Below are 25,880 nucleotides of genomic sequence, written 5' to 3'. Positions count from 1 at the left end.
TCGCGCTGGCAAGAGGATTTCATGAAATCGAAATGGACGCCGTGGCTGTTGGCGTTGTTGAGCGCCGCCCTTCTGCGGCTATCGTTTCCCAGGCCGGGGATCTGGCTGTTGGCCTGGGTCGCCTTCGTGCCGCTCTTTTTTTCTCTCGAGCGCAGGGATACGGCGCAGGTTTTTTTCATGGGTCTTGGTGCCGGTTATGTCTATAATGTCGCGCTCCTTTTTTGGCTGATCCATGTGACGGTCACCGGTATGCTTGTCTTGTGCGCCTACCTGGCTTTGTATCCGGCCGTCTTCTGCCTGGCATGGGCCTATAGCCGCCGCTATTTTTCCTTCGGCATGCGTCTGGTGTTTGCGCCGGCCGTCTGGGTCGCCCTGGAATACGTGAGGGCGCACCTGTTTACGGGTTTCCCCTGGGCGCTTTTGAGCTATACGCAGACACCTGTCGTCATCGCCCTCCAGGTCGCCGACCTCTTCGGCAGCTGGGGCCTTTCGTTCCTCCTCGTCTTTGTGAATGTTTTCATTTTTGAAGGACTGGCGGCGCCGGGAGCCTTGCCCCTGCGTTCGAAACGGTTCCTTGTTCCTGCCGCCGTGATCGTCATGTGGTTTTCTTATGGTCTCTGGAGGATATCCCAGTCTCCCGTCGAGGCATGCCCGCTCCGCGTGGCCGTCATCCAGGGGAATATTCCCCAGGAGATCAAATGGGTGGAGCGTTTCAGCGACGGGATTTTCCGCAAGCATGCCCTTCTGAGCGAGTTGGCGGTCTTGAAGGAAGAACCGGGGCTGGTCGTCTGGCCGGAAACATCTTTTGCGGATTATCTTGATCCCGGCGTGAATGATCGTGAATTGAGCGATTTGGCCGCTGAGTTGCATGTGCCGCTTGTGATCGGCGCGGTCCGGCTTGAGAACATGCGTTATTACAACAGCGCCCTCCTTTATGATGCGCAGGGGCGCCTGGAGATGGTCCATGACAAATTGCACCTGGTCCCGTTCGGCGAATATCTCCCGACCCGCCGCTATCTGCATTTTCTGGAAGATGTCGTGCCGATCGAGGATTTTACGCCCGGCGATGATTTTCACCTGTTTTCCGTGCCCGCCGCCGGCTGTCAAGGATTACGGTTCGGCGTTCTCGTCTGTTTTGAAGATATCTTCCCTGAATTGAGCCGGGCGTTCGTTGTCCGGGGCGCCGATTTTCTTGTGAACATGACGAATGATGCCTGGTTCGGGGACACATCGAGTCCCTATCAGCATATGCAGGCGTCGGTGCTGAGGGCTGTCGAGAACAGGGTGTATGTCGTGCGGGCGGCCAATACGGGCGTCTCCTGCGTCATCGACGATGCCGGCCGCCCTGTCGCCGACGTCAGAGATGCCGGCGGCAAAGAGACATTTGTCTGCGGCGAGGCCGCGGCGGTCATCGGCGCGACCCGTCGAACGAGCCTGTATACGCACGTCGGCGATGCGTTGATTATCGTTGTCAGCTTCATAATTTTTGGTATGATAGTGTGGCGGAGGTCGAAATGACGGCATGACTTAGGCCCTTCCTTTATATGGTATAAGGAAGGCCTACCCTTTCTGGGTTAGCGAGCGGAGCGCTGCTAAGTTATCTGCCGGAATTCGACCCAGCACCAATTTTACCTACGAGCCAGAAGCATGGGAATATACGCCTGTTTCTTGGTATACGCCTATGGTTGTAAAAGGTTGTCAGTAAAATTAGTGCTGGGTTCAATTCGCGCATACCATTTACGTTCACATGGTTCCGTAAATGGTACGCTCATTGAAGGAGGCGGAGTTGAGAGACACCTTCAAAATAGCCGTCTTGCTGATGACCGGACTCTTTCTGGCGTTTTCAGGCATAGTTCGGGCGGCAAAGCCGGATGATGCGGATGTCCGCCGGGAGTTGGCTGTGCATTACTTCCGCGGCGTCGTGAATTACGAGGCCGGCCGCTTTGAAGACGCCCTGAATGAATTCAGGACGGTATCTTCCATAGACCCTTATTATAAGAACACGCAGAGATACATCACGGATTCCATGACCCATCTGGAGCAGTACCGTGAAGACCTGCTTTTGCCCAAGGATAATTCGTCCTACGAGGCCAAGGGCGTCGATCTGTATTTTCTGGGAAAGATGTATTACGAAAAACACGATTACGACCGGGCCCTGGAGGCATTCAAGGCCATTCTGGACCAGAACCCAAGCGATAAATTCGCCCTTTATTATGCCGAGCTTTGCGAGCAGGCGCTGGGCCCCAAGGCCAAGAAGGATTCTTCTATCTACGGACCCAGGAAGCGCGCCGAAGAAGTGATGGGGATGGAGAAGGAGGTCGCCTACATGAAGGAAGATATCTCCGCCCAGGAGGACATGGATACATTCCTGGAGGAGAAGGCCCAGAGTCGCGCGGACCTCGACGAGATGATCAGAAAAAAAGAGCGGCAGTTGAGCCGGCAGGAGGCGATCCTGGAAGAGGAGAAGCAGGGGTATCTCGCCGAGGCGAAGCTTGCCAAGAAAGCCAGGAAGCTCGATGCGGAGACGGAGAAGTGGCGGCGCAAGAAAGAAGAGGTTTCTGCAGGCAAGCCCGGGGTGCCGGCAGAGCTTATCGAATTCCCTATTTATTTGAACAAAGCGGCTGCCTATTACGAGAATATGAAAGATGCCTTGCGGACCAGTCGCTGGAATTCTGCGGGATTGAATGCCATCCAGGCATCTTTGTATTATTGTGACGCGCTCTTGATTTATTTTTACGGGATCAAAAGCGCTTATCCGGAACATGAGAATATTGTGTGGCTGATGGTGGACCATGTCAATCGTACGGATGCCGAAGAGAACATCCTGCGGTTGAGGGCGATCCTGAATATGAGAGATCTCATGGAAAATGAAGACAGGCCCCTGACGCGGTCGGAAGCCATCTTTCTTGCCGAGAAGGCGGAGCGGCTGATCGAATGGTGCCGCTCGATTTTGCCGTAAAAGAAGAAAACCTCGATATAGGCGAAATGAAGGAAAATAACGTTACTCTGCGCCTAGGCGCTCGTAAATTTCACGCCAGGGCAAGCCGGCGTGAAATTTCCTTCGCAGGCACAGAGTTAACCCCACAAGGGGGTAGGCCTACGCAATTCCGAATAAGCGGAGGGCCTAATTTTGTAAGGAAAGTTTACCCTGTTATAGGCAAAATTAAGGAAATAAACGTTGACTCCGCACTTGGGCACTTGAAAATTTCCGCCAAGGCGGGCCGGCGGAAATTTTCTGCGTAAGTGCGGAGTTCATTTTGTAAGGAAAGCTTACCCTGTTATAGGCAAAATTAAGGAGTTCGGAATGAAATCATTTTCTCGGTTCACGGTCTTGGTTGGATTGCTAGCGGTTTTCCTTTTTTCGGCGATGCGTCTGGAGGCGGCGGATCCGGTTGTCGTCGAGCTCCACTTCCAGAACGGCGTTAAATACTATAAACGCGGCCTCTATGACCGCGCCGCCGAAGAATTTGAAAAGACGCTGAGCATGGAACCCGGCCACGAGGAGGCCAAGATCTATCTGGAGAAGGTTCATTTGATCCAGAAGAACCAGACGAAGGTGGAGGCGAAGGCGAGCAAGAATGCCGAGCTCAAACAGCTCTATCAGGACAGCCGCCGGCTTTACGCGGCGCATAAATACCAGGAAGCGATCGAAGTATGCAACAAGATCCTTCAGATCAAGCCGATCGATGACTACGCGTCTTATTATCGGGAAGAGTGTGAGATCAAGATATCGCAGCAATTGAAGCGCGAGAAGAAGATCCAGGACAAAGAAAAGCTGAAGGCGGCTAGGAGACAGGCCAAGATCGACAGGGCAAACGAGAAGAAGGAGAAGGCGGCCGCACGCAAGGCTGCCCGCGAGGCCGCTCGCCGGCCGGTAGACAAGACGGACCATGAGGCGGTCGTTCAGCAGGATTTGGCGGCTTACGAGGTGGAAGCGACGCCGCGGGCCAAACCCGAAGGTGAGATAGAAAAGCCCATTGACAGGAAGATGCGTCTGCGCCAGGAGAAGCTGGCCGAGAAAGAGCGGCGGCGCCAGGAAAAACTTGAGGCCATAGCGGAGAAGAAGAAAGAAAAAGAGGAGCGTCTCGCCGCCAAGAAAGCGGCCGCCGAAGAACGCCGCGCCGCCAAGGAAGCGGCTGTTAAGGAGCGGCGCGCCGCCAAGGAAGCGGCCGTTGAAGAACGGCGTCAGGCCAAGATAGATGCCAGGGTGCGCAAGGCCCTGGAGAAGAACCAGGGGGTTTCCGGAAAAGAAACTGCTGAAGAGCGCCGGCAGGCCAAGATGGAAGCCGCTCAGCAGAAGCGGGCCAGAAAGCAGGCGGAGGCCGCTCAGCGCCGGCAAAACGCCATAGACCATAAACAGGATGTCCGCGTGGAAAAGGCGCTCAAGAAGGAATCGGCCAAGCAGTTGGACCAGGCGCGCAAAGACAATAAAGAGCTCTTTTTGAAGGGTGTTGATCAATACGGCAAGAGGAAGTACGGGGAGGCGATCGCCACCTTTGAGTCTCTGATCGCGGCCGAAAGCAGCACGACCGGATCCATCTACTCCGGTACGGCGAGACGCCTGATGGAAAAGGCGCAACAAAGGCTTAAAGGCGAAGGTAAGGACAAGCAGATTGAAAACAACGAGAATTAGCGGTTTGCGGGTTAGTGGGTAAACCCCGTTAAAGAACGAGTTCTCTAACGGGGTAAACGGGTTAATCCCGTTTGCCAGAATTCCCTGCCCGCTTGGGCGGGCGAGGCTGGGCCCGTGGATTGGTTTTGTCTTGCAGACAAAACCATGGCGGAGCGGGATGTCGCCCCACGGGCGAATCAAAAAGGACCACGGGCCTGCCCTTGGCCTTGAGGCCAGGCTGAGCCCGTGGGGCTCCAGAAAAGAAGGCCTATGGAACCTAAGATAGAGATTGTCAAGATCGAGAAGCCCGAGCAGGTCAATGTGATCCTGGGACAGTCCCATTTCATCAAGACCGTCGAGGATCTCTACGAGGCGTTGATCGGATCGGTGCCGGGCATCAAGTGCGGCATTGCGTTTTGCGAGGCGTCGGGCGCCTGCAAGGTGCGCGCCGAGGGTTCGGACGAAGCCATGAAGCGGCTGGCCGTGGATAACGCGCTGAAGCTGGGGTGCGGTCATTCCTTTATCATCTTTTTGGACGGTTCTTTTCCTATCAATGTCCTGAACGCCATCAAGTCTGTGCCGGAGGTCTGTGGTATTTTTGCCGCGACGGCCAATCCTCTTGAGGCGGTCGTCATGGAGACCGCCGCCGGCCGCGGCATCATGGGTGTCATCGATGGGGTGTGTCCGAAAGGCGTTGAAGATGAGGCGGACATCCGCTGGCGCAAGGATTTCCTAAGAAAGATCGGATATAAAATCCAATGAGGTCTCCAACGGCTCCATGATGCCGGTTGCCGGACTCGTTGTCAGAAGGAATTTTTATGACTCGTAAAGAATTCTGCCGTTGGATGGCTTATTCCTCCGGCCGCGTCGTCATCGGCTTCTGTGATTTTGTCGGCGGCATCGTGCCGCTTGGGCTTTTGTATGCCTTCGGCCGTTTTTTCGGTTGGGCGGGTTATGCGTTTGCCGTCAAACATAGGCGGATCGCCATCGAGAGCTTGACAATGGCCTTCGGCAAGACCAAGACGCCGCAGGAGATACGCCGCATCTGCCGGGAATGCTTCAATTCAATGGCCTGCCTGGCTGTTGAATTTTTCATGTTCATGAAACACCCCGAACGCATCAAAAAATTTGTGGATATCGAGGGCATTGACAATCTCAAAAAAGCCCTCGCTGAAGGCAAGGGGGTTGTCGCGATCAGCGCACATTTCGGCAGTTTTCCCCTGCTCTTGTCGCGGCTGGCCCAGGAGGAGTGCAAAGTCAACGCCGTCATGAGACATATGCGCGACCAGAAGCTCGACGAGCTTTTCGAGGACAAGAGGCGCCTGATGCGCGTCGGTTCTATTTACACCCAGCCCCGCCAGACGTGTGTCAGCCAGAGTCTTAAGGTCCTGCGGGACAATGAGGTTCTTTTCGTCCAGCTCGACCAGAATTTCGGCACCGGCGGCGTCTTTGTGGATTTCTTCGGCGTCAAGGCCGCGACAGCGACGGGGCCCATCGTCTTTTCCATGCGCACGGGCGCGCCGATCGTTCCCATGTTCATTTACCGTCTTGGCGGCCCGCGGCATCGTATCGTGATCGAGCCGCCGATCCATGTAGATGAGAGCGGCACCAAGAGTGAACGGCTCTTGCACGCAGTTGAGCGGCTGACGGCCTTGATCGAAAAATATATCCGTCAGCATCCCCATGAATGGGGATGGATCCATAAACGCTGGAAAGCCAGGCCCAAGGAGGAGAAACAAGGGGCCATGGCTGCCGCAGCGGGCGATGTTGATATAGATATAGCATAAACACCGATAAGGAGAATCAAAAATGACGACGTTCGATATGATGCTTTCAAAAAAGAGCGCCTTGGCTGTTTCCGCCCTGAAGATCGGCGGCCTGACGGTTCTTTTGTGTTTTTCGTCTTTCATCAAACTGCCCCTGTTTTTTACGCCTGTCCCGGTGACGCTCCAGACGTTTGTTATTTTTCTGGCCGGCGGCCTCTTGGGTCCTGTCGAGGCCTTTATTTCCGTTGCCGCCTACATCGCCATCGGCATTTTCGGCGCGCCCTTCTTTGCCAATGCCGGATGGGGAGTCCCGTATCTGTTGGGTCCGACGGGCGGTTATCTTTTGGGCTTCCTGGCTGCCGCCTGGATGATCAGCAAGGTCCGCAACTTATTCTCATTAAGGACGGTAGTTGCGAATTTCATTTGTATGGCATTCGGCATGGTCGTGATCCATGCCTGCGGCGCATTGTGGCTGATGGCAGGTTTGCGTATGATGACTTTGCAGGCTTTCTTTTTGGGAAGCATGCCTTTTATTTTGCCTGATCTGATGAAGGCGTGGATCGCGGCATGGATCTGCGTGAGGCTCTATAAACGATAAATCGTTTGGAATAGAGTCACCCCGCCAGAGGCGGAGTGAAGTTGGTAGAGTACTCCTTGCTTAATCGCGCATCAATTTTGTTCACATGCGCCTCGGCCTCGCCGGTGGCAGGCCAAGGCGTTCACAAAATTGATTGCGCAAGCATCGGAGTCATTCTGCCAGAGGCAGAATGAGGAGGTCGTATGAAGATCAGCGAGATCATGACCAGGGAAGTCAGGACGCTCTCATCCGATACGCCCGCCGTTGAAGCGCTCAAACATCTTTTTGAAAATAAGATCAGCGGCCTGCCGGTCGTGGACGGTGAAGGCAGGCTCATCGGGATGTTTACGGAAAAAGACATCCTGCGGGCTATCCTGCCTAGCTATGTTTCGCAGGTCGGCCGTTTCGTCTACGAAAACAGCCCCAAGACCATCAAATGCAAGGTGGCCAAGCTCGCCGGAGCCAAGGTCGGCGAGCTGATGCGCAAAGAGGTCGTGAAGGTTTCCGAAGAGGCCCCCGTGTGCGAGGTGGCCCATATCATGCTGACGCAGAACGTCCGCAGGGTTCCTGTTGTCGATGCCGAAGACAGGATCAAGGGGATTGTGGCGCGTTCCGACGTCCTGGACCAGCTGCTTAAAGGATGAAAAAAATCGTCCTCAAATTCGGCGGTCTTCTTTTTGTCTCCGTGGCCTCGGGCCTCATGAGCCACGCCTGTGGCCTGAATGCGCACCAGGCTCTTTCGCTCGCCATCTTCGTCGCGTCCATCATGGGGACGCTTTTTTTCTGGGAGTTCCGGCTCAGTTTCGCATTTTTGGGGTCCGGCCTGCTTCTGGTCGCCAAGGCGATCGACCTCGACAGTTTTCTGAAATTGACGTCCCTGGACGTGATCCTGTTTTTGGCGGGGATGATGATCGTCGTCAGCCTGCTCAAGGACGCCGGGTTTTTCGCGTGGCTGGTCGCGTTGATCCTCAGGGCCAAAAATCTTTCCGGTAAGAAGTTCACGTTTTTGGTCATGGTTATCTCGGGCCTGCTCGCCTGCGCCGTGGACGAAGTGACGTCCATCATCTTCATGGTCGCGGCGATCCTGGAGATCTGTGATTATTACGAGGTAACCCCGACGCCGTTCATTATCATTTCGGTCTTGGCGACCAATATCGGTTCGGCCGCGACGGTCATGGGCAACCCCATCGGTATCCTGATCGCGACCAAGGCGAACATGAGCTTCGAGGATTTTCTCCTGACGCCATTCCCTATTGCGCTCGTCGCTCTTCTGGTGACGATCCTGATCGTTTTTCGCTGGTACAACCGCGCCATCACGGAATTCGACCGGCATATCGACGAGATGAGGGCCGATGATATCCTTTTGAGGCTGATCTCCGTGCCCATGGACCGGCACCTGAAGTCGTCGTTGACCATCTTCGGCGTCATGATGGTCACGATCGTCCTCCATCGGCGCTTGGAGGTGCTCTTGGGCCTGACCGAGAACACGATCCTTCTGATCGCGCCGATGCTCACCGCCGGCGTCATCATGGTCTGGAAGCGGCACAAGGCGCGCGAATACGTCGAGCGCGGCATCGAATGGTGGACGCTTTTGTTCTTCATGCTCCTTTTTGCGCAGGCCGGGACCCTACGGCATACCGGCACGACCGACGTCTTTGCGCGGCTGTTCGCCGATTTTGCCAAAAACAACCCTGGAGGGCTCCTGGCGTTCGTCCTGTGGAGCTCCAGCATCGGTTCCAGCGTTCTGGACAATGTCATCATCGTCGTCACCTACGTGCCGATCATTAAGAGCTTTTTTACTTTGGGTTACGGCGCGCCGCCGCTCTGGTGGGCGCTTTTGTTGGGCGGATGCTTCGGCGGCAACATCACCCTGATCGGCTCGACGGCCAACATCGTGGCCATCGGCCTGTTGGAAAAGGAAAAAAACATCCGCATCAGGTTCAGGGACTGGTTCGGTATCGGCTTGACCGTCGGTCTGGTGACGACGATGGTCGCCTGGGCCATGTTGTTGCTGAAGAATTATTGCTGCACGTTTAAGATTTGACGTCGGAGTTCTTGCATGCGCACGGCATTCATTAAATTTCTTACGCTTATCGCCGCATCCATCCTGGTCAGTACGGTGAGCAGCCGGGCGGGCATGAGTCATGCGCAGGCGCTGTCTTTGGGGATTTTTACGGCGTCCATCTGCGGCACGCTTTTTTTCTGGGAGTTCCGCCTTAGTTTCGCCTTTCTGGGGACGTCCATCCTGATCTTGACCCGGACCATCGATATCGAGCACCTGGTCAGGTTCAGCTCGCTGGAAGTGATTCTTTTTCTGGTCGGCATGATGATCATCGTCGGATTGATGAAAGACGCCGGCTTCTTCGCCTGGGTCGTCGAGTTGATCTTAAAGATGCGCAACTTGACGGCCAGGAAGTTCGTGATCGCCATATCGCTTTTTTCGGCGGTGCTGTCGGCGACGACGGGTGAGGTGGTCTCCATTATCTTCATGGTCGCGGCCATCCTGGAGATATGCGATTATTTCGAGGTCGACCCTCTGCCGTACGTCATCATCTCGATCTTCACGACCAACATCGGCTCGGCCGCGACCGTCCTGGGTAATCCCATCGGTATCCTGATCGCGACCAAGTCCAGCCTGACCGCCGAGGATTTCCTGGTGAAGGCCCTGCCTTTGTCCGTCGTCTGCCTGGCTGTGACCATCATCGTTTTCGACTTCTGGTACAGGAAAAAACTCAATGAGTTCGACAAAAAGATCAAGGAGCTCGGCGCCAACGAGATCCTGATCCGTCTGATCTCCGTGCCCCTGGCGCGTGAGCTTAAGATCAGCCTCTTTATCTTGGGACTAACGGTCTTTCTGATCACCGTTAGCCACCGTATTGAGCTGTTCTTCCATCTGGAAAACAATGCGGTTTTGTTGACGATCCCGTTGATCATATCGGCTTTCATCATGATCTGGAAGTGGCACAAGGCGCGGGAATTCGTCGAAAAAGACGTCGAGTGGTGGTCGCTGTTGTTCTTTATGTTCCTTTTCGCCCAGGCCGGCACCCTTCAACACACCGGCGCTACCGATGTCTTTGCGCAGGGGATGATCCATCTGGCGCGCGGCAGCCATGATGTCCTCCTGGGCCTGATCCTTTGGTTTTCGTCCATCGGCTCCAGCATCATGGACAACGTCGTCATCGTTGTCGCCTTTATCCCCATCATCAACAGTTTTCATGCGCTGGGCAAGGGGATGGAGGCGTTTTGGTGGGCGCTTTTGTTCGGGGGGTGTCTGGGCGGCAACATCACCTTGATCGGTTCGACGGCCAACATCGTCGCCATCGGCATCCTGGAAAAAGAGAAACATATCAAGATCGGATTTTTGGATTGGCTCAAAATCGGCCTTGTGATCGGCCTACTCACGACAGGGTTGGTGTGGGCGATTCTCTTGTTTTTTCCGGTCTTCGGCTAAGACTTCGTGAGGTGCATATGAAACCACTTGGGAAGAGATATTTTTTGACGGGCCTTTTGATCGTCCTTCCGGTTTTGGCCACCGTCTATCTTTTTGTTTCGCTTTTTTTGTTTTTCGACAATATCCTCGGCCGTTATATCTCCAAGCTGACGGAGGCGTATCTTGGGTTTTCTATTCCCGGCCTCGGGCTGCTCGTCTTTATCATCCTGATCTTTTTGACGGGGCTCCTGGCGACCAATCTCATCGGCCGGCGTCTGATTACCTATTTCGAAGGCCTGTGGCTCAAATTTCCCCTCATCAAAAACATCTATCCGGCGTTCAAACAGATCTCGAAGTTCTTGTTTTCCCATAAGTTCGGCGAAGGCGTCCAGCGCGTGGCTCTCACAGAGTGGCCCCGCAAAGGCATGTATGTCCTGTGTTTCGTCACAAACCAGTCTATCCCTTATTTTGACGCGAAGCTGGGGAGGGAAGAGTATTGCAACGTCCTTATTCCGACGGTGCCGAACCCTGTTACGGGATTCTATGTGATCGTCGCCAAAAAAGAGCTGATCTTTCTTGATTTGACGGTCGAGGAGGCGGTGAGGCTGGTCATTTCCGGAGGCGTCTTGAATCCCAGGGATCTGTTGCGGCATGAAGCGTCTTCAGAAGGCGAACTGTGACCGGGCGCCGGTAGAGGCATCATCCCATCCGTTCCGCAGAGAGCACGATCCAGCCGTTTATCACCTTGATTACCCATAACAACAGAAGTGTCAGGTCGATGCCGCAGGCGGGAATAAGAAAAAGCGGCGTGGCAAGGGCGCCTATACTGGCGCCGGCGAGGTCCATGCCATAGATCCATCCGGCAGCGCGGCCGGGGCTTTGGTCTGATTCGTGCCGGAGACGGCAGAGGAGCTCATGGATCATGGGTAGTTCGATGCCGACCAGGAGGCCTGCGCAGGCGCTGAGGAGGCCAAAGAGTCCAGCGCCGCCGGGGGGCCCGACCCGGTATTCGACGGCCCGGATGATGAAAAAGGCGAGCAATGCAACGAGCGTTGCCGTCGCGCACTCGACGAGGGCCAGGCGCTTGAATGACAAGAGTTTTTCCTTGTTGCGCAGGGCGTAGAGCGCGCCGAGGGACGCGCCTGCCATGAAAGAGGCGGTCAGGACCGCCAGCCACTGGAAGATATACCCCAGGAAGCTCTGGAAAAGGAAGATGACGCTCACCTGGACGCCCATCGCAAAAAATCCGCTGGAGAAGACTGTGAATCCTAATAGAGAGCCGCGCCTGCGCGGCTTTTTTGATCCTACGGACCAGGCGAACAAGAAGAGCATGACAGTAAGGAATATCGTTTCAGGCGCGATGTGTCTAAAGCCGCTGAAGACCCGCGGCAGTTTTTTGCTGAATTGCGCATAATAGAGCGCCAGGCCGTCGTAGAGGCCGCAAGGCCGCAGGTCGGTGTTGATGCAGGCATTTTTGCGGGCGGCGGCAATGGTTTTTTCGAACCATGCCCGATAGGCTGGATCAAGCCGCAACGCCAGGTAGGCGGGTTCCAGGAGGCTGGCGGCGATGCCGAGTTGCCGCATCCGTTCGGCCATCTGGCCGGGGTTGAAGAGAATAGGTTTTTTTGAGGCGATAAAGATATTGTAGCCGTCGCCGGGAATGACAAAGACGTGTCCGAAGACATCCGCGGCCGTAGCCAGAAGCGAGGCGTTGATCGCGGCCAGTTCCCGGCTCAAGGCGGACAACGAACCCCAGGTTTTGAATACAGCCATGCCGTTGTCGTCAAGATGGTCTTTGAGCTCTTTGAAAAATTCTTTCGTGGCGTAGCGGTTGATGGACAAGGAGGTGGGGAGGCTTGTGTTGACAAAGATGGCGTCGAAGACGCCCTGCTTCTTTCTCAAATAGCTGCGGCCGTCAAGCAGCTCGATGAGGAGGCGTTTGTCGGAGAGTTCGCTGGCGACGGGTTCGATGCCAAGCGAGCGAAGAATGCCGATGAGGAGAGGGTCTATTTCGGCATAGACGATCTGCCTGAACGGATATTTTTCGGCTTCTTTGAGCAGCCCGCCCGCGGCATTGCCTAAAAAGAGGACGGAAGCCGTGCGGCCTGCGGCAAGCAAGGGAAGGTGGATGAAATCCTGCGTGAAATAGTCCTCGGGCGCAGGGACGTTGATCAACGGCAGGCCGTCGTAGTAAACCGTGCGCTGCTCCTCGTTCTGCACGACGGCGATATTGCCATAGACGGAATTTTCATAAGCGGTGAGGCGTTGCCCCTGCCATTGGAGTTCGAGCGTTTTTTTCTGCAATCCTGAAGCATGGATCAGCGCGGTCGTGCCGTAGCACAATATGAGAAATGAGAGGATCGCCGGTCCTTTCCTGCGTTTCTCCAAAAACAGCCCGAAGGCGACGGCCGCGGCAGCCACCCACACAAAGAGGGCGATCTGGATGCTGGTGAATATCCTGATGAGGACAAAACTGAACAGCCCGCCGGCCGCGAGCGCTCCCGCGCACTCCAGCGCATAGACGCGGCCGACGGACCTGACGCTGCGGAACGCCACGCTGAACATGGCGCCATCGCAGAAAGACGATACGGACAGCGCGGCAAAGGCGATGAGGACGATCTGCCCGAGACTGAGCACTTCGCCGAACGGCACAGACAAGAGGATTTTCGAGGAGCGCACAAGAATGACGGCGGCGGCGAGCCAGACGCCCGAGAGAAGCTGGAGCGTGGCGAAAAGCGGCTCCGGTTTGCTGATGCGCTGCAGATAGGCCGCAACAATACTGCCCAAGGCGCCGCAGAGGAGCCACGCGCTCAAGATGATGCCGAAGGTCAATTCGTTGCCGTAGAAGACGACAAGGAGCTCGCGCACCAAAAGCGCCTGGGCGATGACGGCGATGGCGCCGCGAAGAAGAATGGCGAAAGAAAAAAGGCGGTTCATGTTTGTATGATAACAAGGGGAATGATTTTTGACAATAGAGGGAATCATGGCCGGTCTTTTTCTCGCTCAACTGGTCCTCGCTTGCGCTGTGGTCCAATTCGCTCCAAAAAGACCGGCCATGATTTGGTGAAACATATTCTTTCGCTGTGCTTCGTTTCGCTCAAACCTGAATATGATGAGGTGCCCTAGTCGGCTCATTAAAAAAACAGGTTTGTCTGGTTGACAAAACAGTTTTTAGTTGTAGAATGAGGGACACATTGAAAAAATAAAGACAAAAAAGGGGATCATCCCTTGTTCCAGATAAACAGGAAGACAGGGACTCGGGATGGTTCGCCGGCAAAACAAATTTCGAGGGCGAACCATGGGCAAAGGCAGACGTAAAAGACTGGGCAAGTTGAACTGGCGTTCAAAAAAAGCTAACCACGGCCGCAAGCCGAATTTAGGTTAATGAGCGCCGTCGAATTTCCGCCGTAGGATTAGCGGCGGAATATAAAAAATCTCCTTCCAAAACAACCGCATTCATCGTCGAGAGCTCTAAAAACGAGGGGAGGGCATCCTCCAAAACATCAAAATGTTGGGGTATTTGAATAAAAAATACCAATATATGGTATTTTTCTATTGACAAAGCTCCCGACCAGCGGTAATCTGGAAAAGCGCTTTTCGAAAGAATAAAATAAACCGGCTCAAGAGATTTAAAAGATAGATTTCCACAAATTTCATCCCACCATCTGCAGCGAAAGGAGAGGCGACTCATGGCGCTAAAGCTTTCCGAAAACTCCCTCAAAGTCCTCGAAAAACGCTACCTTAAAAAAGACGAAAACGGCAAGGTGGTTGAGACCCCTCAGGAGATGTTCACCCGCGTGGCCAAGGCGATTGCGGCCGCCGACCGCCTCTATCGCAAGACCGAGGACGATATCGCCGCTCTGGAACACAAATTTTTCACGATGATGGAGAACCTGGAGTTTATGCCGAACTCCCCGACCCTGATGAACGCGGGCCGCGACCTCTCCCAGCTCTCCGCCTGTTTTGTCCTGCCCATTGAAGATTCGATGGACAGCATTTTCGATTCCATCAAGTTCACCGCGCTCATCCACAAGTCGGGCGGCGGCACGGGATTTTCCTTTTCGCGCCTGCGGGCGCGTTCTTCGACCGTGCGTTCCACGGGCGGCATCGCTTCCGGCCCGGTCTCCTTCATGAAAGTCTTTGACGCCGCCACCCAGGCGGTCAAGCAGGGCGGCACCAGGCGCGGCGCCAATATGGGCATCCTGCGCGTGGACCATCCGGATATCATGGACTTCATCGTCTGCAAGGAAAACGACAAGGAGATCAATAATTTCAACATTTCCGTCGCCGTGACGGAAGATTTCATGCGCAAGGTCACCAAAGACGAAGAATACGACTTGATCGACCCCAACACGCACAAGGCCGTCCACCGGCTCAAGGCCAAAGAGGTCTTCGAGCTCATGGTCAAAATGGCCCACAAGAACGGCGAACCCGGCATCATCTTTATCGACCGCATCAACAACAACAATCCCACCCCATTATTAGGTAAGATAGAATCCACCAATCCTTGCGGCGAACAGCCGCTGTTGCCTTTTGAGAGCTGTAACCTCGGCTCCATCAACCTTTACGCGCTCCTCAAAAAGGCTGACGGCAAGTTTGAGTTCGACTGGGACAGGTTGAAAGAGATCATCCATCTTTCCGTCCACTTCTTGGACAACGTCATCGACGTCAACAAGTATCCCCTTTCCCAGATCGACAAGATGACCAAGCAGACCCGCAAGATCGGCTTGGGCATCATGGGCTGGTCGAGCGCCCTGGCCAAGATGATGATCCCGTATGATTCCGACGAGGCCATTGCCCTGGCGGAAAAGGTCATGTCCTTCATCCAGGCCGAGGCCCGCAAGGAGTCTCTGGACTTGGCGCGCGCCAGGGGCACGTTCCCGGCGTATAAGGGCAGCATTTTTGAGGCCAGCAACCTGCGCCTGCGCAACGCGACGCTCACCACCATCGCGCCCACAGGCACGATCTCCATCATCGCCGGGCCGTGTTCTTCCGGCATTGAGCCGATGTTCGCGCTCTGTTATCAGCGCGCCAACGTCCTAGATAACGCCAGGATGATCGAGGTCGAGCCCGCGTTCAAGGACGTGATGGAGGAGAAGGGGCTTTACACGCGCAAGCTCATGGAAAAGATCGCCGAAAAAGGCTCTGTCCAGGAGATGAAGGAAGTTCCGGAGGATATCCGCCGCGCGTTCGTGACATCCCACGATATCACGCCCGAATGGCACATCAAGATGCAGGCCGTCTTCCAGAAATTCACGGATAATGCGGTCTCCAAGACCATCAATTTCCACGAAGACGCGTCGATCGACGACGTGCGCAAGGCCTACATGCTCGCCTACGAGATGGGCTGCAAGGGTTTGACCATCTACCGCGACAAGAGCCGTTCCGAGCAGGTCTTGAGCGTCGGCACAAAAGATACAAAGAAAGACAAACAGGTCGCCGAAGGCAAGATCGGCCCCAGGCCCAGGCCCGAGGTCGTCATGGGCACGACGACCAAGGTCTCGACCGGCTGCGGCAACCTGTATGTCACGATCAATACGGACGAGAACAGCCGTCCGTTCGAAGTCTTTATGTCGATGGGTAAGGCAGGCGGATGCGCGGCCTCCCAGCTGGAAGCCATCGGTCGCTTGGTGTCTTTGGCGCTGCGTTCCAGCGTTGACGTCAAGGTCATCATCGAACAGCTCCGTTCCATCCGCTGCCCGTCCCCATCGTGGGAAAAGGGCTGTCGCATCTTCTCCTGCGCGGACGCCATCGCCCGCGTCATCGAGCGCCGCCTGGTCAACGACAAGATAGAGACCAAGGCCGAAGCCAAGGTCGCTGCCGCCATCGACCAGATGAGCGAAGAGCTCTACAGTCAGGTCTCCAAGAGCGAAGAACAGCTTGAAAAGCACATCACGGGAAATATCGTCGGCGTCTGCCCCGATTGCGGCGGCGTGGTGAGGCACGAAGAAGGCTGCGTCAAGTGTTCGGCTTGCGGATATACGAAATGCTAATGAGCGCATCATTTACGGCAGCGCAACGCGCGACGTAAATGATTTGCGCAAATTAATCCCGAGCCCCCAGCAAATATTCTGATAAGGGGCGAGGGACTAATGAGAAATAAACCGATTTGGCCGAATTAATCCCGACCTTGCCGAAGGCAAGCGTCGGGATAATGACCTGACAATCTAACCCGGATTTTTTATGAAATCCGAATCTGACTAACGAATCCAAAAAACGCCCTGATAAATTCAGGGCGTTTTCTTTTACAGTATAGAATTATTCGGCTCGGATTGATTCACGCAGGAACGCTTGATTTGCCCCAGCGTGGCAAATCTGCGCTCGAGTTTCGGCCTCGCTCGTCCTCATCTTGCGCTTCGGACAACCACGCCCGCTCGGCCTGCAAACGTCCTGCTTTGAATCAATCCTCGCCTCATCCGTGATTTTCTTCGTGCCTCTGGGGAGAGGGAGGTAAATAAGGAATCGCTTCACTTCGTTTCGCTTAAACCTGTATAGGCGACAAAATTTGTTGAAAATAATTAGACACTATTTTTAAAAGCAAGATAGCTGGAGGTATATTTATGAAAGTTCGTATGAGATTGCCTAGGGTATTTGTAGGGCATCCATTTCGTCAAAGATTTCCAGTGAATAAGGTCAGGAAGCTATTTAAAGATTTGCCTTTTAATGTTGTCTATGCAAATACAGATATTGAAACCAAGCATTTATTGCAAATCCTCAAGAAGCATATTAATGAAGCAGACTATTCAATTTTTGATTTATCTAGTTGGAACCCAAATGTAACGCTTGAATTAGGGTTGAGCGAGGGGATAAGGAAAATCAGCAATAAAAAATATTACATTCTTCTGAATACAAAACGTGCCTTAGAAGTTCCAGCGGACATAAGAGGAATTCAGAGGTTAGAATATAGTCGTTACGATTATAGTATAGATAAGGGATTAGGGGATTGCTTGATAACTATTTTAAAATCTGAAGCTTGGGTAAAAAATATTCATCTTGGCCTAAAGAGAAAGTTGGGGGATGAAAGTAAAATTGAAAAAGCATTATATTTGAGTCTAAGAATTATTGCACATATGAGAGATTTTGAAAAGCTCACCCCGGATAATCTTAAATCTTTGTCTCGAGGCACAAGGCTGCGAGAAGAAGTTCGCAAAAAAAATACTAGAGTGTCTCCAGGATCTAGGTTTTATACGAAAGGAACTAAGATCAAATGTGTACTATAAACGGAAAACCTTTTTTAGTTAAGCCATAAATTGAAATTCAACTGATGCGAGACCTCGAGCTGTTAGCATAGATTTTGGAGGTTAAACAATGAAAGAAAGACTGCTTGTTTTTTTAGGGAATTGGAGCGCAGAGGTAGTTAAATATTTAATTCCTGCATTTTTTGCGTATTTGTTTTGGCGGAGACAGTATTTGGTTCAGAGAGAAAATGAGCAGATTGTTAAGCGATATTTGGAACATGGAATTGATATTCTGATTGAAAGAATTGAACATGCGCTTGGTATTTTTAGAGAAAACTTCGCTCATTCTTTGCGTATTTTAAAAATATTCAAAGAAAAACAGGCTACTGGGATAAAGTTATCATCAGACGATTATTCTCCCTTAAGATTTCTGAGAATGAAACAAGAGTCTTTATATTCTCTTCCTTTTTATAAGCTTTTTTCTTTAACAGGCGAAGATGGTAGGATATTTTACGAACAGGCACAGCATCTTTTTATTCTCGTGGAAGAATCAACTAATTTTTACGAGTATGATCTTTGTATAGCTATTAAAGAATTTGTAGAAGGTGATAAGATTAGAGCAGCGGCGACTGAAATATTCGATGAATATTTAAAACGAATTGAAAATTTCAATTCTAGATCTGAAAAATTTTACGCATTAATAGGCGAACTCCAAAAAATTGCTTATATTCTGGAGACAAATGCTATGAGCTATAAATTACTCATTGATTTCCATGATCGAAAGGAGATAAAAGAGTCGATAGGAAGAATTAAAGCACATTTTGATCAACGAGATAACGATGGACCGGGCACCAATAACCCTTTGACATAAATATTTATGAGAAATAAATGGTATTCAGATAATCACGATTTGGTTAAGTGGTCTGTGAGATTTGATTGAAGCCGAGCTTCGATCAAGAGATATAGCTCTGACTCAGGGGAGGCATGGCATGCTTCAATTTATAAAGAAGAAGATTGAAGAATGGAAACAGATTGCCGAGCAAAGAAAACAGGAAAAAGAAGCCCAACTGAAGAAGGAAGTAAATATTCAGTTATTGAAAGATGAGATGATACAGCTGGCATCGGACGGTAAATTAACAGCGGAAGAGATAAAACAAATTGAAAGCAGAAAATCAGAGCTATGCCTTAATGACGAAGATATAAAGGTTGCAAAGATTGATGCTTATATGGCCGCCTTTAATAAGGCAGTGGACGATTCAACTCTTACAGAAGAGGAAGAAAAAGAGCTGAACAATATTCAGAAAGAATTAAATCTGAGTGATGATTTAATCGAAGCTAAAAAGAAGATACTTGCTAGATATCGCCTGGTGAGAGAGATCCAGAACGGCAATATGCCAACCCTACAAATCGCAAATATCGTTCTAAAGAAGGGGGAACAGGTATATTGGTCAGAGCCCGCTTCTTTGTTGGAAGAAAAAGTTTTGAGCAGGCACTACGAAGGCGGGTACAGTGGGCTTAGCTTCAGAGTGATGAAAGGGGTTAGTTATCGCGTAGGCGGCTTCAGAGGATATCCTGTTGTGGAAAAAGGAAATGTTTCTACGAGTGACGGGGAATTAATATTTTCCAGCAAAAGACTTATATTTCGGGGTGATAGAAAATCTTTTGCGACTAACTTGGATAAAATTTTGGATATTCAGTTTTATGCCGACGGAATGCAGTTTTCAGAAAACAATCGATCAAAACCGAGGCTAATCCAGTTTAATGATAGAAATAATATGGATATTATTGGTTCCATCCTTTCCTATACTGTAAATCATTACAGTTCTAAATAATTGGTAAATGACTGGGTACCGCTAACCCTTTGACATAATTAGATTTCCGGTGGAGGTGTTCTCGTTTGGACAAAAATGGATTAAGGATTTCTCAGAGCTGTAAAAAGGAGGTATAAGGCAATGATTCCAATAATCGGGTTGATGATTGGGTTGTATATTTTGGCAAGATACAGTGAGATGTCGAAGAATGTCGGCATTGGAACAAAAATTATGCTGGCGATCTTTGGCTTAGTCACAATAGTCTGCTTATTCGGATTGCTTATTTCTTCTGCAAGTGTGCCAGCAATGTTTTAGCTATTTAATTCTCGACACTTTGCAAATAACCCTTTGATATAGAGGTTTCTATGAAAAAATGTCCTTTCTGTGCTGAAGAGATACAAGATGAAGCGATTAAATGTAAGCATTGTGGTGAAATACTGCCCAAAAAAGAAGCTAAGACCTCTGCTGCAACTTGTCCCAAATGCGGTTCCACATCAATTACAACGACCAAGAAAGGATATGATGCAGGAGGTGCATGTTGCGGAGCGATTCTTTTGGGTCCCCTTGGTCTTCTCTGCGGTGCTTCTGACGCAAATAAGTTATTTAATGTTTGTCAGAAATGTGGGTTTAGCTGGGAATTGAAAGCTTCCTAATGAATATTGCTTTAACGCTCTTGATTGCAAAGATGGGATGTCATAAGTTGCCGGAGAGGAGTTTTACATTTCGAGGCAAGCCTATGCCATTTTGTGCTCGTTGTTTCGGAGCGAGTCTCGGACATGTGTTTTCATTTTTTTTGTTTTTGATAGGATCATTACCATCTTTTCCCGTGTGTTTATTTTTTATGTTTTTGATCTTCCTGGATTGGTTTGCTCAAGAATGGTTTAGGATTATGTCGACGAACCCCCGGAGGTTTATAACTGGAATTATTGGCGGTATTGGCGTAGGCGCTGCGGGGTGGAGAATTATTATTAATTTAATTGGACGATTTATTTGAGATTTGATTGAAGCCGAGCTTCGATCAAGAGATAACGCGTTTCAAAAGAGAGACTATGTGGTTAATGATAGTCATCGTAATAATATGGGCAATCATTCTATTGTTCAATACATTTTATAGTTTGAGCTTTGATCGAAGCTCGGCTTCAATCAAGAGAGCTTCGATCAAGAGACAAGAGCTCCTCTCGTAAAATTCAATAATATGCCACCTAAAGCCGTTAAAACAATCCGTGATTTGATTTTTTGGGAATATGCGAAGCTAATTTCGGGGTCGGCGCTTGGCGACCGTAAGAATTATGGCTTTGTCATGAGCTCGTTCAAGAAGCTGCAGACAGGCGAGATGAAGTGGTCGCAGATCTTGCGTGAAGACCTGCATATGGACCAGACGAAGTGCATCTATTGCGGCGCGACGGTCGACTTGAGCAACGATCATATCGTCGCCAAGCGCGAATGTCACTTTGCGGAAATCCACAATATCGTCAAGTCGTGTAAGAAATGCAATTCTTCCAAGGGTGATAAAGACCTTCTGGAGTGGTGGGGTCTTGAAAATCGTTACGAAATTCCTCGCAATGTCATGGGCAAGTATCTTAAAATGCTCTATGTGTGCCATGAATGCCGCGGGACATTGGAGCGTTCTGATTTGAACATGGATGATGAGTTTAATCTGTTGGATTTAGGCGCGATCCTTCGTCAGCCCTGTGATCCCGAGAAAGTGAAGCAAAAAGCCGGACGATAATGAGACAAACAGGTCTGGCCTTAAAGTCTCATTAAGATGGTTGAGGCGGAGGTTGGAGGGGGTGGCCCATGTGCTATAAAACGTACGCTTTGGTTTTGGCGGCGGTTTTCTTGTGGGGCGCGGAGGTTGGCGCAGGAGAAGAAAAGACTGCTCCGGCGCCGCAAGAGAAACCCGTCGGTGCGCCGGCCAATACCGTGGTGTTCCGTGTGCCGAGCCCGACGCTGGTGGCGCCCGTGGGCGAGACCCTGGATATCAGCGGGCAGAAGACCGTGAAGTTCAGCTGGAAACCGGCCCATACGCCCTACGATGTTTATTGTTATCTTTTCCGTATTTACCTGGAGAACGAGACGTCCCAGAATGGCGCCATCTACCATGAGCAGGTTTCCGGTCTGCATACGGAGATTGAGGTGCCGGCCGATCTTTTCAGGGACGGCAAGACCTACACATGGTGCCTCAAGCAGGTCAACAGCGCGCAGCAGCTTCTGTTCAGCGACGCCGTGCATCACACCTTCCGGGTGATAAAAAAATAGGAATGAGCCTTGATCGAAGCTCGGCTTCGATCAAGGCTTCGATTTGATCGAGAAAGCGGAGAAAAAGATGTTGGCAAGAAGAGTTACGTTGCTGGAACCCCCTACGATGCGGGCCGCGTATAGCGACAGGATGGCCTGGCTTCTGGCAGAGATGTCCAGTCTTGCTTATCTTGAATTTGAGAATTCGGAAAAGATCCGAAAGAAGTTGGAAATGCATCTCGGCGAACTTGGATTTAAGCTAATCCGTCCTTTCAGCGAAAGCGAAACTCAAGGGTTTTTGGCAAGAAGGGAACAGGATAAGATCGCCGTATTGGCATTCAGGGGGACCGAGGTAAAGAAATGGTGGGATATTCTTACTGATTTGGATTTCAGGTTTTATAGGGCCGGGAAGGGGGCCAAGATCCATAATGGTTTTCAACGGGCCTTTGCATGCGCCCAGAAAATGTTAGAAGAGGAGGTGCGCAATCTGGAGAAAGAAAATTTTGCTATCTACATTACTGGCCATTCTTTAGGCGGGGCCTTGGCTCTCGTGGCGGCGAAATATCTAAGTTCGGACAATATCGCCGCCTGCTATACTTTCGGAAGTCCGCGGGTGGGAAATAGCGAGCTTGGAGACACGATAAAGCCTCCCATATATCGCATTGTGAACGCCAATGATTTGGTCCCTCGGGTGCCGTTTCCTTTCATCGTCGAGTTAATATACTGGATCAGTTTTTTTAAATCCTACAATATTTTGGAGCATTTTTTCAGTGAGCGGGGGTTTTACGCTCATCATGGCGACCAGCGCTACCTGACGCCTTGCCGCGATGATTTCATGGATTTAAGGCTGGTTCCTAACCCAGGTTTTATCGACGCCAGATGTCGTTATTTTAATCTTTGGAGGATCGGGCTTGGGATACAACATCATGCCTGTGATTTGTATTGCTGCAAACTTGCTAATTATGCCGTCTCGAGATTAGATAAAGAATAGATTTCAAAAATCCACGGGGGAGGGAACAATGAAAAGAGGTCTTTGGTCGGTGGTCGCAGGGTTCCTTTTGATGATGGCGGGCTGCGCCGGTATCGAGATTGCGAAGGTGACGGACAAGAACGCCGGGACGGGTGGCATTTATTTCTACCGGCCGTGGCCCTATTTGTTGGTTGTCAGCAACGCGGATGGCAAAGTGGATAGCAAGGTCGTCTATCTGCCCCGGATAAACGAAGAATACGTCATCAAGGTACACGGCGGGCTAGGGACGGTCAATGCGACGTTTGACCTGACCGATGGCTGGCAGCTTACCAAGATGGGCGATACCAGGGATTCCAAGATCCCGGAGACGATGAATGCCATTTCAGGTCTGGCGACGTCTGTCAGCGGGGTTCTGATGAAAGCCCAGGGAGTATCGCTGCAAGCTGAGCCGTTGCCGCCGGGTTTGTATCGTTTCGAGTTCGATGAAAAGACCGGCTTTGTCAAAGGATTGGCGCCGGTGTCTTTGTCGCAAGATTAATCCCGTTTGAGATTTGATCGAAGCTCGGCTTCGATCAAGAGATAGGGGCCTTATGGAAGACAAATACTACGAGGTGATGAGGAGCTACGCATGGAATTATTTTTCAATGCATGCCGACCAAAGACTCAAAACCTTTAATTTGTATGTAACGCTTGCGACTTTTATCATCGGCGCCTTTATTGCTTTTTCAAAAGACCCGGCGATGTCGTGTTCAAAATGGTCGTGTCTTCTTCCTTTTTTATTGGCATTTCTTTCTTTTGTTTTTTGGAAATTCGAAGCCAGAAATATGCGTCTCGTCAGGAACGGAGAAGCGGCATTAAAGTATCTCGATGAACAAATCGATCTGGGGGCGTATAAGGAAGGGCCGCATGTCCTGCGGATTTTTGCCAGGGATGATTATTTTTCAGGACAGTCGCAGAGCTCTCCCTACAAAAAGGGATGGACCTACTCCACGTGCTTTAAGGCCGTTTTTATTGTCTTTGGTTACGGGAGTTTTATCCTTGGGTTTCTTTGCCTGTTGACAAAGTGAAGCTTCGCCGGCACGTCTGCCTGCTTATCTTCGACAAGCAGGCAGACGGAGCGGCGGCTTCTTTTGTTTTTAGTGCATAGCGAAATCCTGCGCCGGACCTTCATTCCCAGACAGCCAGCCTGCCGGCAAGGCAGGGAATCCGGGGTTTTCTGATGCAGGGGTCAATCGGGCGTGCGACGATGGACCGTCAGGCAACATGCCGACCGGCTGATGGCATGAGCGAAGCCGGGATCCGTATAAGGAATATTTCCCGTCTCTCTTGTAAAAAGGACAAGCATTCCATGTCATCATATATAAGTTTGATCGAAAAAGGCATCCATGTTTCTGAAAAAAATGTTTGCGATCAGGACAAGATATGGTCGCGCTACAGCCATGACAAGGTGGATATAGGGGAGGAGCTTGCCCGGGTGATACGCACCCTCGACAAAGGCATGCCCCTGCATGCAGAGTTGCGCGCGCTCTCCATCGGTTCAAGCGACGAGCCGCAGTTCAGGATCCTGGAGACGGCTTTCCGCGGCGGGTTGTATCTCTTGGATATCAACGATTGCGCCCTCGGCATTGTTCAGGAGCGTATCAAGCGCCAGCGCACGGACCATGTGACGACCATCAAGTGCGATTTTAACAGGATATTTTTGGATCCGCAGAAAGCAAGGGATTTTTTCAGGGACAGGCTGGGGAAGAGGTGGGTCCACCTGGCCACCCTCCACCATTCGCTCTATTATTGCCGGCAATGTTGCTGGCTCGAGCTTTTTAAGAATTTGTACCGCGGTTTTCTGGCGCCTCGCGCAGCCATCCATGCGGTGCTCATGAGCTCAAAAAGCAAAGATCCCTCCACCACGACCTGGCTCTATAATCATTTCGCCGGGAAATTCTTCGGCGCCTATAACGACCAGGACCTGCGCCAGCTCAAAAAAGACCTGCAGAGGGAGACGGTTTTTAAAAAAGCGCAGGTATTGCTGCGGACAAACCGCGTCAATTTTTATGTCGATGATTTCGAGAAGTTCATGGCCGTGGTGTGGATGATCCTTCTCTATCCGCAGGTGCATCGCTACAGCCTCAAACAGAGAGAAGAGATCACGCAACATGTCTATCATCATTTTTGGCGCAAGAAAAAGCCCCTGACGCAGGAGCAGGACCATCTGGTGGTCTACAAGGGATTGGGGCGCAGAGGGTTGATTTGAAACGGATTGAAGCCAGGCGGAAGCCTTCCATGCCTGATAAAATTTTTACCATAGGCCACGGGACGCGCTCCGTGGAAGAGTTCGCGCGCATCCTTCAGGTCTTCGGTGTCCGCAAGCTCGTGGATGTCAGGACGATCCCCCGCTCCAGGCATAATCCTCAGTTCAACAAAGAGACCTTGCCTCAGGCCCTGAAAGCATTTAAGATAAGTTATCTCCATATGCCGACGCTGGGAGGGTTGCGCCGTCCCAAAAAAGATTCCATCAACGGCGCCTGGCAGAATGCGTCGTTTCGGGGGTTTGCCGATTACATGCAGACAAAAGGTTTTGACCGGGCGCTGGGGCGGTTGATGAGATTGGCAAAAGGCAGGACCGTTGCTTTCATGTGCGCCGAGAGCGTCCCGTGGCGCTGTCACCGGTCTTTGATCGGTGATGCGCTCGTCGCCCGCGGCTGGGATGTGGAGCATATTTATTCGGCGACAAATGCCAGGGTTCACCGGATGACGCCGTGGGCGAAAAAAAAGGGCGGGCGTATTTTTTATCCCGGCGCAAAGGCATCGGGAGCCGGGCTTCCGCGGGAGATGTGATGATGAAATTAGGCAGGGACGTCGTGCATTTTTTGCAGAACCAGGGTTTTGTGGTCGTTTCGACGATCGATGCCGCCGGTTATCCCCATAATTCCTGCAAGGGCATCGTTGAGATCGACGAGTCCGGCCGTGTGTATCTGCTGGACCTCTTCCGGGCCAGGACACGCAGGAACCTGGAAGCCAACCCTCTCATCAGCATCACGGCGGTTGACGAGCATAAATTCAGCGGTTATTGCCTGAAAGGCAGGGCCCGTATCGTTTCGCAGGAGGAGATCAAGCCGCACCTGACGCGCGCATGGGAGGAACGGATCACAAGCCGCTTGACCAAGCGCCTGATCAAAAATATCCACGGAGAGAAAGGGCACGCTTTGCATCCCGAGGCCCTTTTGCCCAAGCCGGAATATGTGATTGCCATGGATGTGGAAGAGGTTGTTGACCTCGCGCCGTATCCGGGAAGTAGGTGATT

Annotated in this window: 26 protein-coding genes; 24 read left to right on the top strand and 2 right to left on the bottom strand. The window is 51.6% G+C overall.

Going from position 1 to position 25,880, the window contains the following annotated elements; genetic code table 11:
- Positions 1-21 precede the first annotated feature (21 nt).
- The 10 genes from lnt to BU251_RS06930 all read left to right on the top strand — a co-directional run bounded on the left by lnt (position 22) and on the right by BU251_RS06930 (position 11,065).
- A complete protein-coding gene (lnt, locus tag BU251_RS06975; RefSeq protein WP_164908910.1) occupies positions 22-1,518 on the top strand; it encodes an apolipoprotein N-acyltransferase in 1,497 nt (498 codons plus the stop codon).
- A 241-nt stretch (positions 1,519-1,759) separates the two neighbouring features.
- Positions 1,760-2,959, top strand: coding sequence for a tetratricopeptide repeat protein (locus BU251_RS06970; protein WP_128700331.1), 1,200 nt, complete (start codon positions 1,760-1,762; stop codon positions 2,957-2,959).
- A gap of 345 nt (positions 2,960-3,304) precedes the next feature.
- Positions 3,305-4,633, top strand: a complete 1,329-nt coding sequence (locus BU251_RS06965) for a hypothetical protein (RefSeq protein ID WP_128700330.1) — start codon at positions 3,305-3,307, stop codon at positions 4,631-4,633.
- 249 nt (positions 4,634-4,882) lie between these two features.
- Positions 4,883-5,374 (top strand): adenosine-specific kinase, encoded by a 492-nt coding sequence (locus BU251_RS06960; protein ID WP_128700329.1) that lies wholly within the window; start codon positions 4,883-4,885, stop codon positions 5,372-5,374.
- Positions 5,375-5,430: 56 nt separating this feature from the next.
- Positions 5,431-6,399: a lysophospholipid acyltransferase family protein gene (locus tag BU251_RS06955; RefSeq protein ID WP_128700328.1), complete on the top strand. Its 969-nt coding sequence runs from the start codon at positions 5,431-5,433 to the stop codon at positions 6,397-6,399.
- Positions 6,400-6,421: 22 nt separating this feature from the next.
- Positions 6,422-6,976 (top strand): biotin transporter BioY, encoded by a 555-nt coding sequence (locus BU251_RS06950; RefSeq protein ID WP_128700327.1) that lies wholly within the window; start codon positions 6,422-6,424, stop codon positions 6,974-6,976.
- Between the two features lie 182 nt (positions 6,977-7,158).
- The gene (locus tag BU251_RS06945) at positions 7,159-7,599 is read left to right on the top strand and encodes a CBS domain-containing protein (protein ID WP_128700326.1); all 441 of its coding nucleotides are present in this window, start codon (positions 7,159-7,161) and stop codon (positions 7,597-7,599) included.
- Positions 7,596-8,999 (top strand): ArsB/NhaD family transporter, encoded by a 1,404-nt coding sequence (locus BU251_RS06940; protein ID WP_128700325.1) that lies wholly within the window; start codon positions 7,596-7,598, stop codon positions 8,997-8,999. Before BU251_RS06945 ends, BU251_RS06940 begins: the two co-directional genes overlap by 4 nt.
- A 15-nt stretch (positions 9,000-9,014) precedes the next feature.
- Positions 9,015-10,406, top strand: a complete 1,392-nt coding sequence (locus tag BU251_RS06935; protein ID WP_128700324.1) for an ArsB/NhaD family transporter — start codon at positions 9,015-9,017, stop codon at positions 10,404-10,406.
- A 17-nt stretch (positions 10,407-10,423) separates the two neighbouring features.
- Positions 10,424-11,065: a DUF502 domain-containing protein gene (locus BU251_RS06930; protein ID WP_128700323.1), complete on the top strand. Its 642-nt coding sequence runs from the start codon at positions 10,424-10,426 to the stop codon at positions 11,063-11,065.
- A 19-nt stretch (positions 11,066-11,084) separates the two neighbouring features.
- Here BU251_RS06930 and BU251_RS06925 read toward each other — a convergent pair whose 3' ends face one another.
- Entirely contained in the window at positions 11,085-13,322 is a 2,238-nt protein-coding gene (locus BU251_RS06925; protein ID WP_164908909.1) for a spermine/spermidine synthase domain-containing protein, read from the bottom strand.
- 439 nt (positions 13,323-13,761) lie between these two features.
- Positions 13,762-14,076, bottom strand: a complete 315-nt coding sequence (locus BU251_RS06920; protein ID WP_128700321.1) for a hypothetical protein — start codon at positions 14,074-14,076, stop codon at positions 13,762-13,764.
- On the opposite strand from BU251_RS06920, the gene BU251_RS06915 reads away from it, so the two are divergent.
- The 14 genes from BU251_RS06915 (at position 14,075) to BU251_RS06850 (ending at position 25,878) form a co-directional block, all read left to right on the top strand.
- Entirely contained in the window at positions 14,075-16,378 is a 2,304-nt protein-coding gene (locus BU251_RS06915; protein WP_128700320.1) for a vitamin B12-dependent ribonucleotide reductase, read from the top strand. The two genes, BU251_RS06920 and BU251_RS06915, sit on opposite strands and share 2 nt — an antisense overlap.
- 567 nt (positions 16,379-16,945) lie before the next feature.
- Complete coding sequence (locus tag BU251_RS06910) at positions 16,946-17,605, top strand: hypothetical protein (protein ID WP_128700319.1); 660 nt, start codon at positions 16,946-16,948, stop codon at positions 17,603-17,605.
- An 88-nt stretch (positions 17,606-17,693) separates the two neighbouring features.
- On the top strand, positions 17,694-18,434 hold the full coding sequence (locus BU251_RS06905) for a hypothetical protein (RefSeq protein WP_128700318.1): 741 nt from the start codon (positions 17,694-17,696) through the stop codon (positions 18,432-18,434).
- Between the two features lie 118 nt (positions 18,435-18,552).
- Positions 18,553-19,395, top strand: coding sequence for a hypothetical protein (locus BU251_RS06900; RefSeq protein WP_128700317.1), 843 nt, complete (start codon positions 18,553-18,555; stop codon positions 19,393-19,395).
- Between the two features lie 344 nt (positions 19,396-19,739).
- A complete protein-coding gene (locus BU251_RS09540) occupies positions 19,740-20,027 on the top strand; it encodes a zinc ribbon domain-containing protein (protein WP_228767792.1) in 288 nt (95 codons plus the stop codon).
- Positions 20,027-20,368, top strand: a complete 342-nt coding sequence (locus tag BU251_RS09640; RefSeq protein WP_128700316.1) for a DUF2085 domain-containing protein — start codon at positions 20,027-20,029, stop codon at positions 20,366-20,368. Before BU251_RS09540 ends, BU251_RS09640 begins: the two co-directional genes overlap by 1 nt.
- Positions 20,369-20,569: 201 nt before the next feature.
- The gene (locus tag BU251_RS06885) at positions 20,570-21,103 is read left to right on the top strand and encodes an HNH endonuclease (protein ID WP_128700315.1); all 534 of its coding nucleotides are present in this window, start codon (positions 20,570-20,572) and stop codon (positions 21,101-21,103) included.
- 68 nt (positions 21,104-21,171) lie between these two features.
- Positions 21,172-21,633 (top strand): hypothetical protein, encoded by a 462-nt coding sequence (locus BU251_RS06880; protein ID WP_128700314.1) that lies wholly within the window; start codon positions 21,172-21,174, stop codon positions 21,631-21,633.
- Positions 21,634-21,700: 67 nt separating this feature from the next.
- Entirely contained in the window at positions 21,701-22,603 is a 903-nt protein-coding gene (locus BU251_RS06875) for a lipase family protein (protein WP_128700313.1), read from the top strand.
- 28 nt (positions 22,604-22,631) lie between these two features.
- On the top strand, positions 22,632-23,120 hold the full coding sequence (locus BU251_RS06870) for a hypothetical protein (RefSeq protein WP_128700312.1): 489 nt from the start codon (positions 22,632-22,634) through the stop codon (positions 23,118-23,120).
- A 52-nt stretch (positions 23,121-23,172) separates the two neighbouring features.
- Positions 23,173-23,649, top strand: a complete 477-nt coding sequence (locus BU251_RS06865; protein ID WP_128700311.1) for a hypothetical protein — start codon at positions 23,173-23,175, stop codon at positions 23,647-23,649.
- Between the two features lie 281 nt (positions 23,650-23,930).
- The gene (locus BU251_RS06860) at positions 23,931-24,830 is read left to right on the top strand and encodes a class I SAM-dependent methyltransferase (protein WP_128700310.1); all 900 of its coding nucleotides are present in this window, start codon (positions 23,931-23,933) and stop codon (positions 24,828-24,830) included.
- 29 nt (positions 24,831-24,859) lie between these two features.
- Positions 24,860-25,414: a DUF488 domain-containing protein gene (locus tag BU251_RS06855; RefSeq protein WP_128700309.1), complete on the top strand. Its 555-nt coding sequence runs from the start codon at positions 24,860-24,862 to the stop codon at positions 25,412-25,414.
- Positions 25,414-25,878, top strand: coding sequence for a pyridoxamine 5'-phosphate oxidase family protein (locus BU251_RS06850; RefSeq protein ID WP_128700308.1), 465 nt, complete (start codon positions 25,414-25,416; stop codon positions 25,876-25,878). Before BU251_RS06855 ends, BU251_RS06850 begins: the two co-directional genes overlap by 1 nt.
- Positions 25,879-25,880: the final 2 nt, after the last annotated feature.

The organism is Candidatus Velamenicoccus archaeovorus (assembly GCF_004102945.1).
GTDB classification, from domain to species: domain Bacteria; phylum Omnitrophota; class Gorgyraeia; order Velamenicoccales; family Velamenicoccaceae; genus Velamenicoccus; species Velamenicoccus archaeovorus.
This window is presented reverse-complemented; position numbering and strand designations above follow the sequence as displayed.

Coding starts and splice junctions, on each gene's coding strand:
- lnt (WP_164908910.1), top strand. CDS start 22: ATGAAATCGAAATGGACGCCGTGGCTGTTGGCGTTGTTGAGCGCCGCC.
- BU251_RS06970 (WP_128700331.1), top strand. CDS start 1,760: ATGGTACGCTCATTGAAGGAGGCGGAGTTGAGAGACACCTTCAAAATA.
- BU251_RS06965 (WP_128700330.1), top strand. CDS start 3,305: ATGAAATCATTTTCTCGGTTCACGGTCTTGGTTGGATTGCTAGCGGTT.
- BU251_RS06960 (WP_128700329.1), top strand. CDS start 4,883: ATGGAACCTAAGATAGAGATTGTCAAGATCGAGAAGCCCGAGCAGGTC.
- BU251_RS06955 (WP_128700328.1), top strand. CDS start 5,431: ATGACTCGTAAAGAATTCTGCCGTTGGATGGCTTATTCCTCCGGCCGC.
- BU251_RS06950 (WP_128700327.1), top strand. CDS start 6,422: ATGACGACGTTCGATATGATGCTTTCAAAAAAGAGCGCCTTGGCTGTT.
- BU251_RS06945 (WP_128700326.1), top strand. CDS start 7,159: ATGAAGATCAGCGAGATCATGACCAGGGAAGTCAGGACGCTCTCATCC.
- BU251_RS06940 (WP_128700325.1), top strand. CDS start 7,596: ATGAAAAAAATCGTCCTCAAATTCGGCGGTCTTCTTTTTGTCTCCGTG.
- BU251_RS06935 (WP_128700324.1), top strand. CDS start 9,015: ATGCGCACGGCATTCATTAAATTTCTTACGCTTATCGCCGCATCCATC.
- BU251_RS06930 (WP_128700323.1), top strand. CDS start 10,424: ATGAAACCACTTGGGAAGAGATATTTTTTGACGGGCCTTTTGATCGTC.
- BU251_RS06925 (WP_164908909.1), bottom strand. CDS start 13,322: ATGAACCGCCTTTTTTCTTTCGCCATTCTTCTTCGCGGCGCCATCGCC.
- BU251_RS06915 (WP_128700320.1), top strand. CDS start 14,075: ATGGCGCTAAAGCTTTCCGAAAACTCCCTCAAAGTCCTCGAAAAACGC.
- BU251_RS06920 (WP_128700321.1), bottom strand. CDS start 14,076: ATGAGTCGCCTCTCCTTTCGCTGCAGATGGTGGGATGAAATTTGTGGA.
- BU251_RS06910 (WP_128700319.1), top strand. CDS start 16,946: ATGAAAGTTCGTATGAGATTGCCTAGGGTATTTGTAGGGCATCCATTT.
- BU251_RS06905 (WP_128700318.1), top strand. CDS start 17,694: ATGAAAGAAAGACTGCTTGTTTTTTTAGGGAATTGGAGCGCAGAGGTA.
- BU251_RS06900 (WP_128700317.1), top strand. CDS start 18,553: ATGCTTCAATTTATAAAGAAGAAGATTGAAGAATGGAAACAGATTGCC.
- BU251_RS09540 (WP_228767792.1), top strand. CDS start 19,740: ATGAAAAAATGTCCTTTCTGTGCTGAAGAGATACAAGATGAAGCGATT.
- BU251_RS09640 (WP_128700316.1), top strand. CDS start 20,027: ATGAATATTGCTTTAACGCTCTTGATTGCAAAGATGGGATGTCATAAG.
- BU251_RS06885 (WP_128700315.1), top strand. CDS start 20,570: ATGCCACCTAAAGCCGTTAAAACAATCCGTGATTTGATTTTTTGGGAA.
- BU251_RS06880 (WP_128700314.1), top strand. CDS start 21,172: ATGTGCTATAAAACGTACGCTTTGGTTTTGGCGGCGGTTTTCTTGTGG.
- BU251_RS06875 (WP_128700313.1), top strand. CDS start 21,701: ATGTTGGCAAGAAGAGTTACGTTGCTGGAACCCCCTACGATGCGGGCC.
- BU251_RS06870 (WP_128700312.1), top strand. CDS start 22,632: ATGAAAAGAGGTCTTTGGTCGGTGGTCGCAGGGTTCCTTTTGATGATG.
- BU251_RS06865 (WP_128700311.1), top strand. CDS start 23,173: ATGGAAGACAAATACTACGAGGTGATGAGGAGCTACGCATGGAATTAT.
- BU251_RS06860 (WP_128700310.1), top strand. CDS start 23,931: ATGTCATCATATATAAGTTTGATCGAAAAAGGCATCCATGTTTCTGAA.
- BU251_RS06855 (WP_128700309.1), top strand. CDS start 24,860: ATGCCTGATAAAATTTTTACCATAGGCCACGGGACGCGCTCCGTGGAA.
- BU251_RS06850 (WP_128700308.1), top strand. CDS start 25,414: ATGATGAAATTAGGCAGGGACGTCGTGCATTTTTTGCAGAACCAGGGT.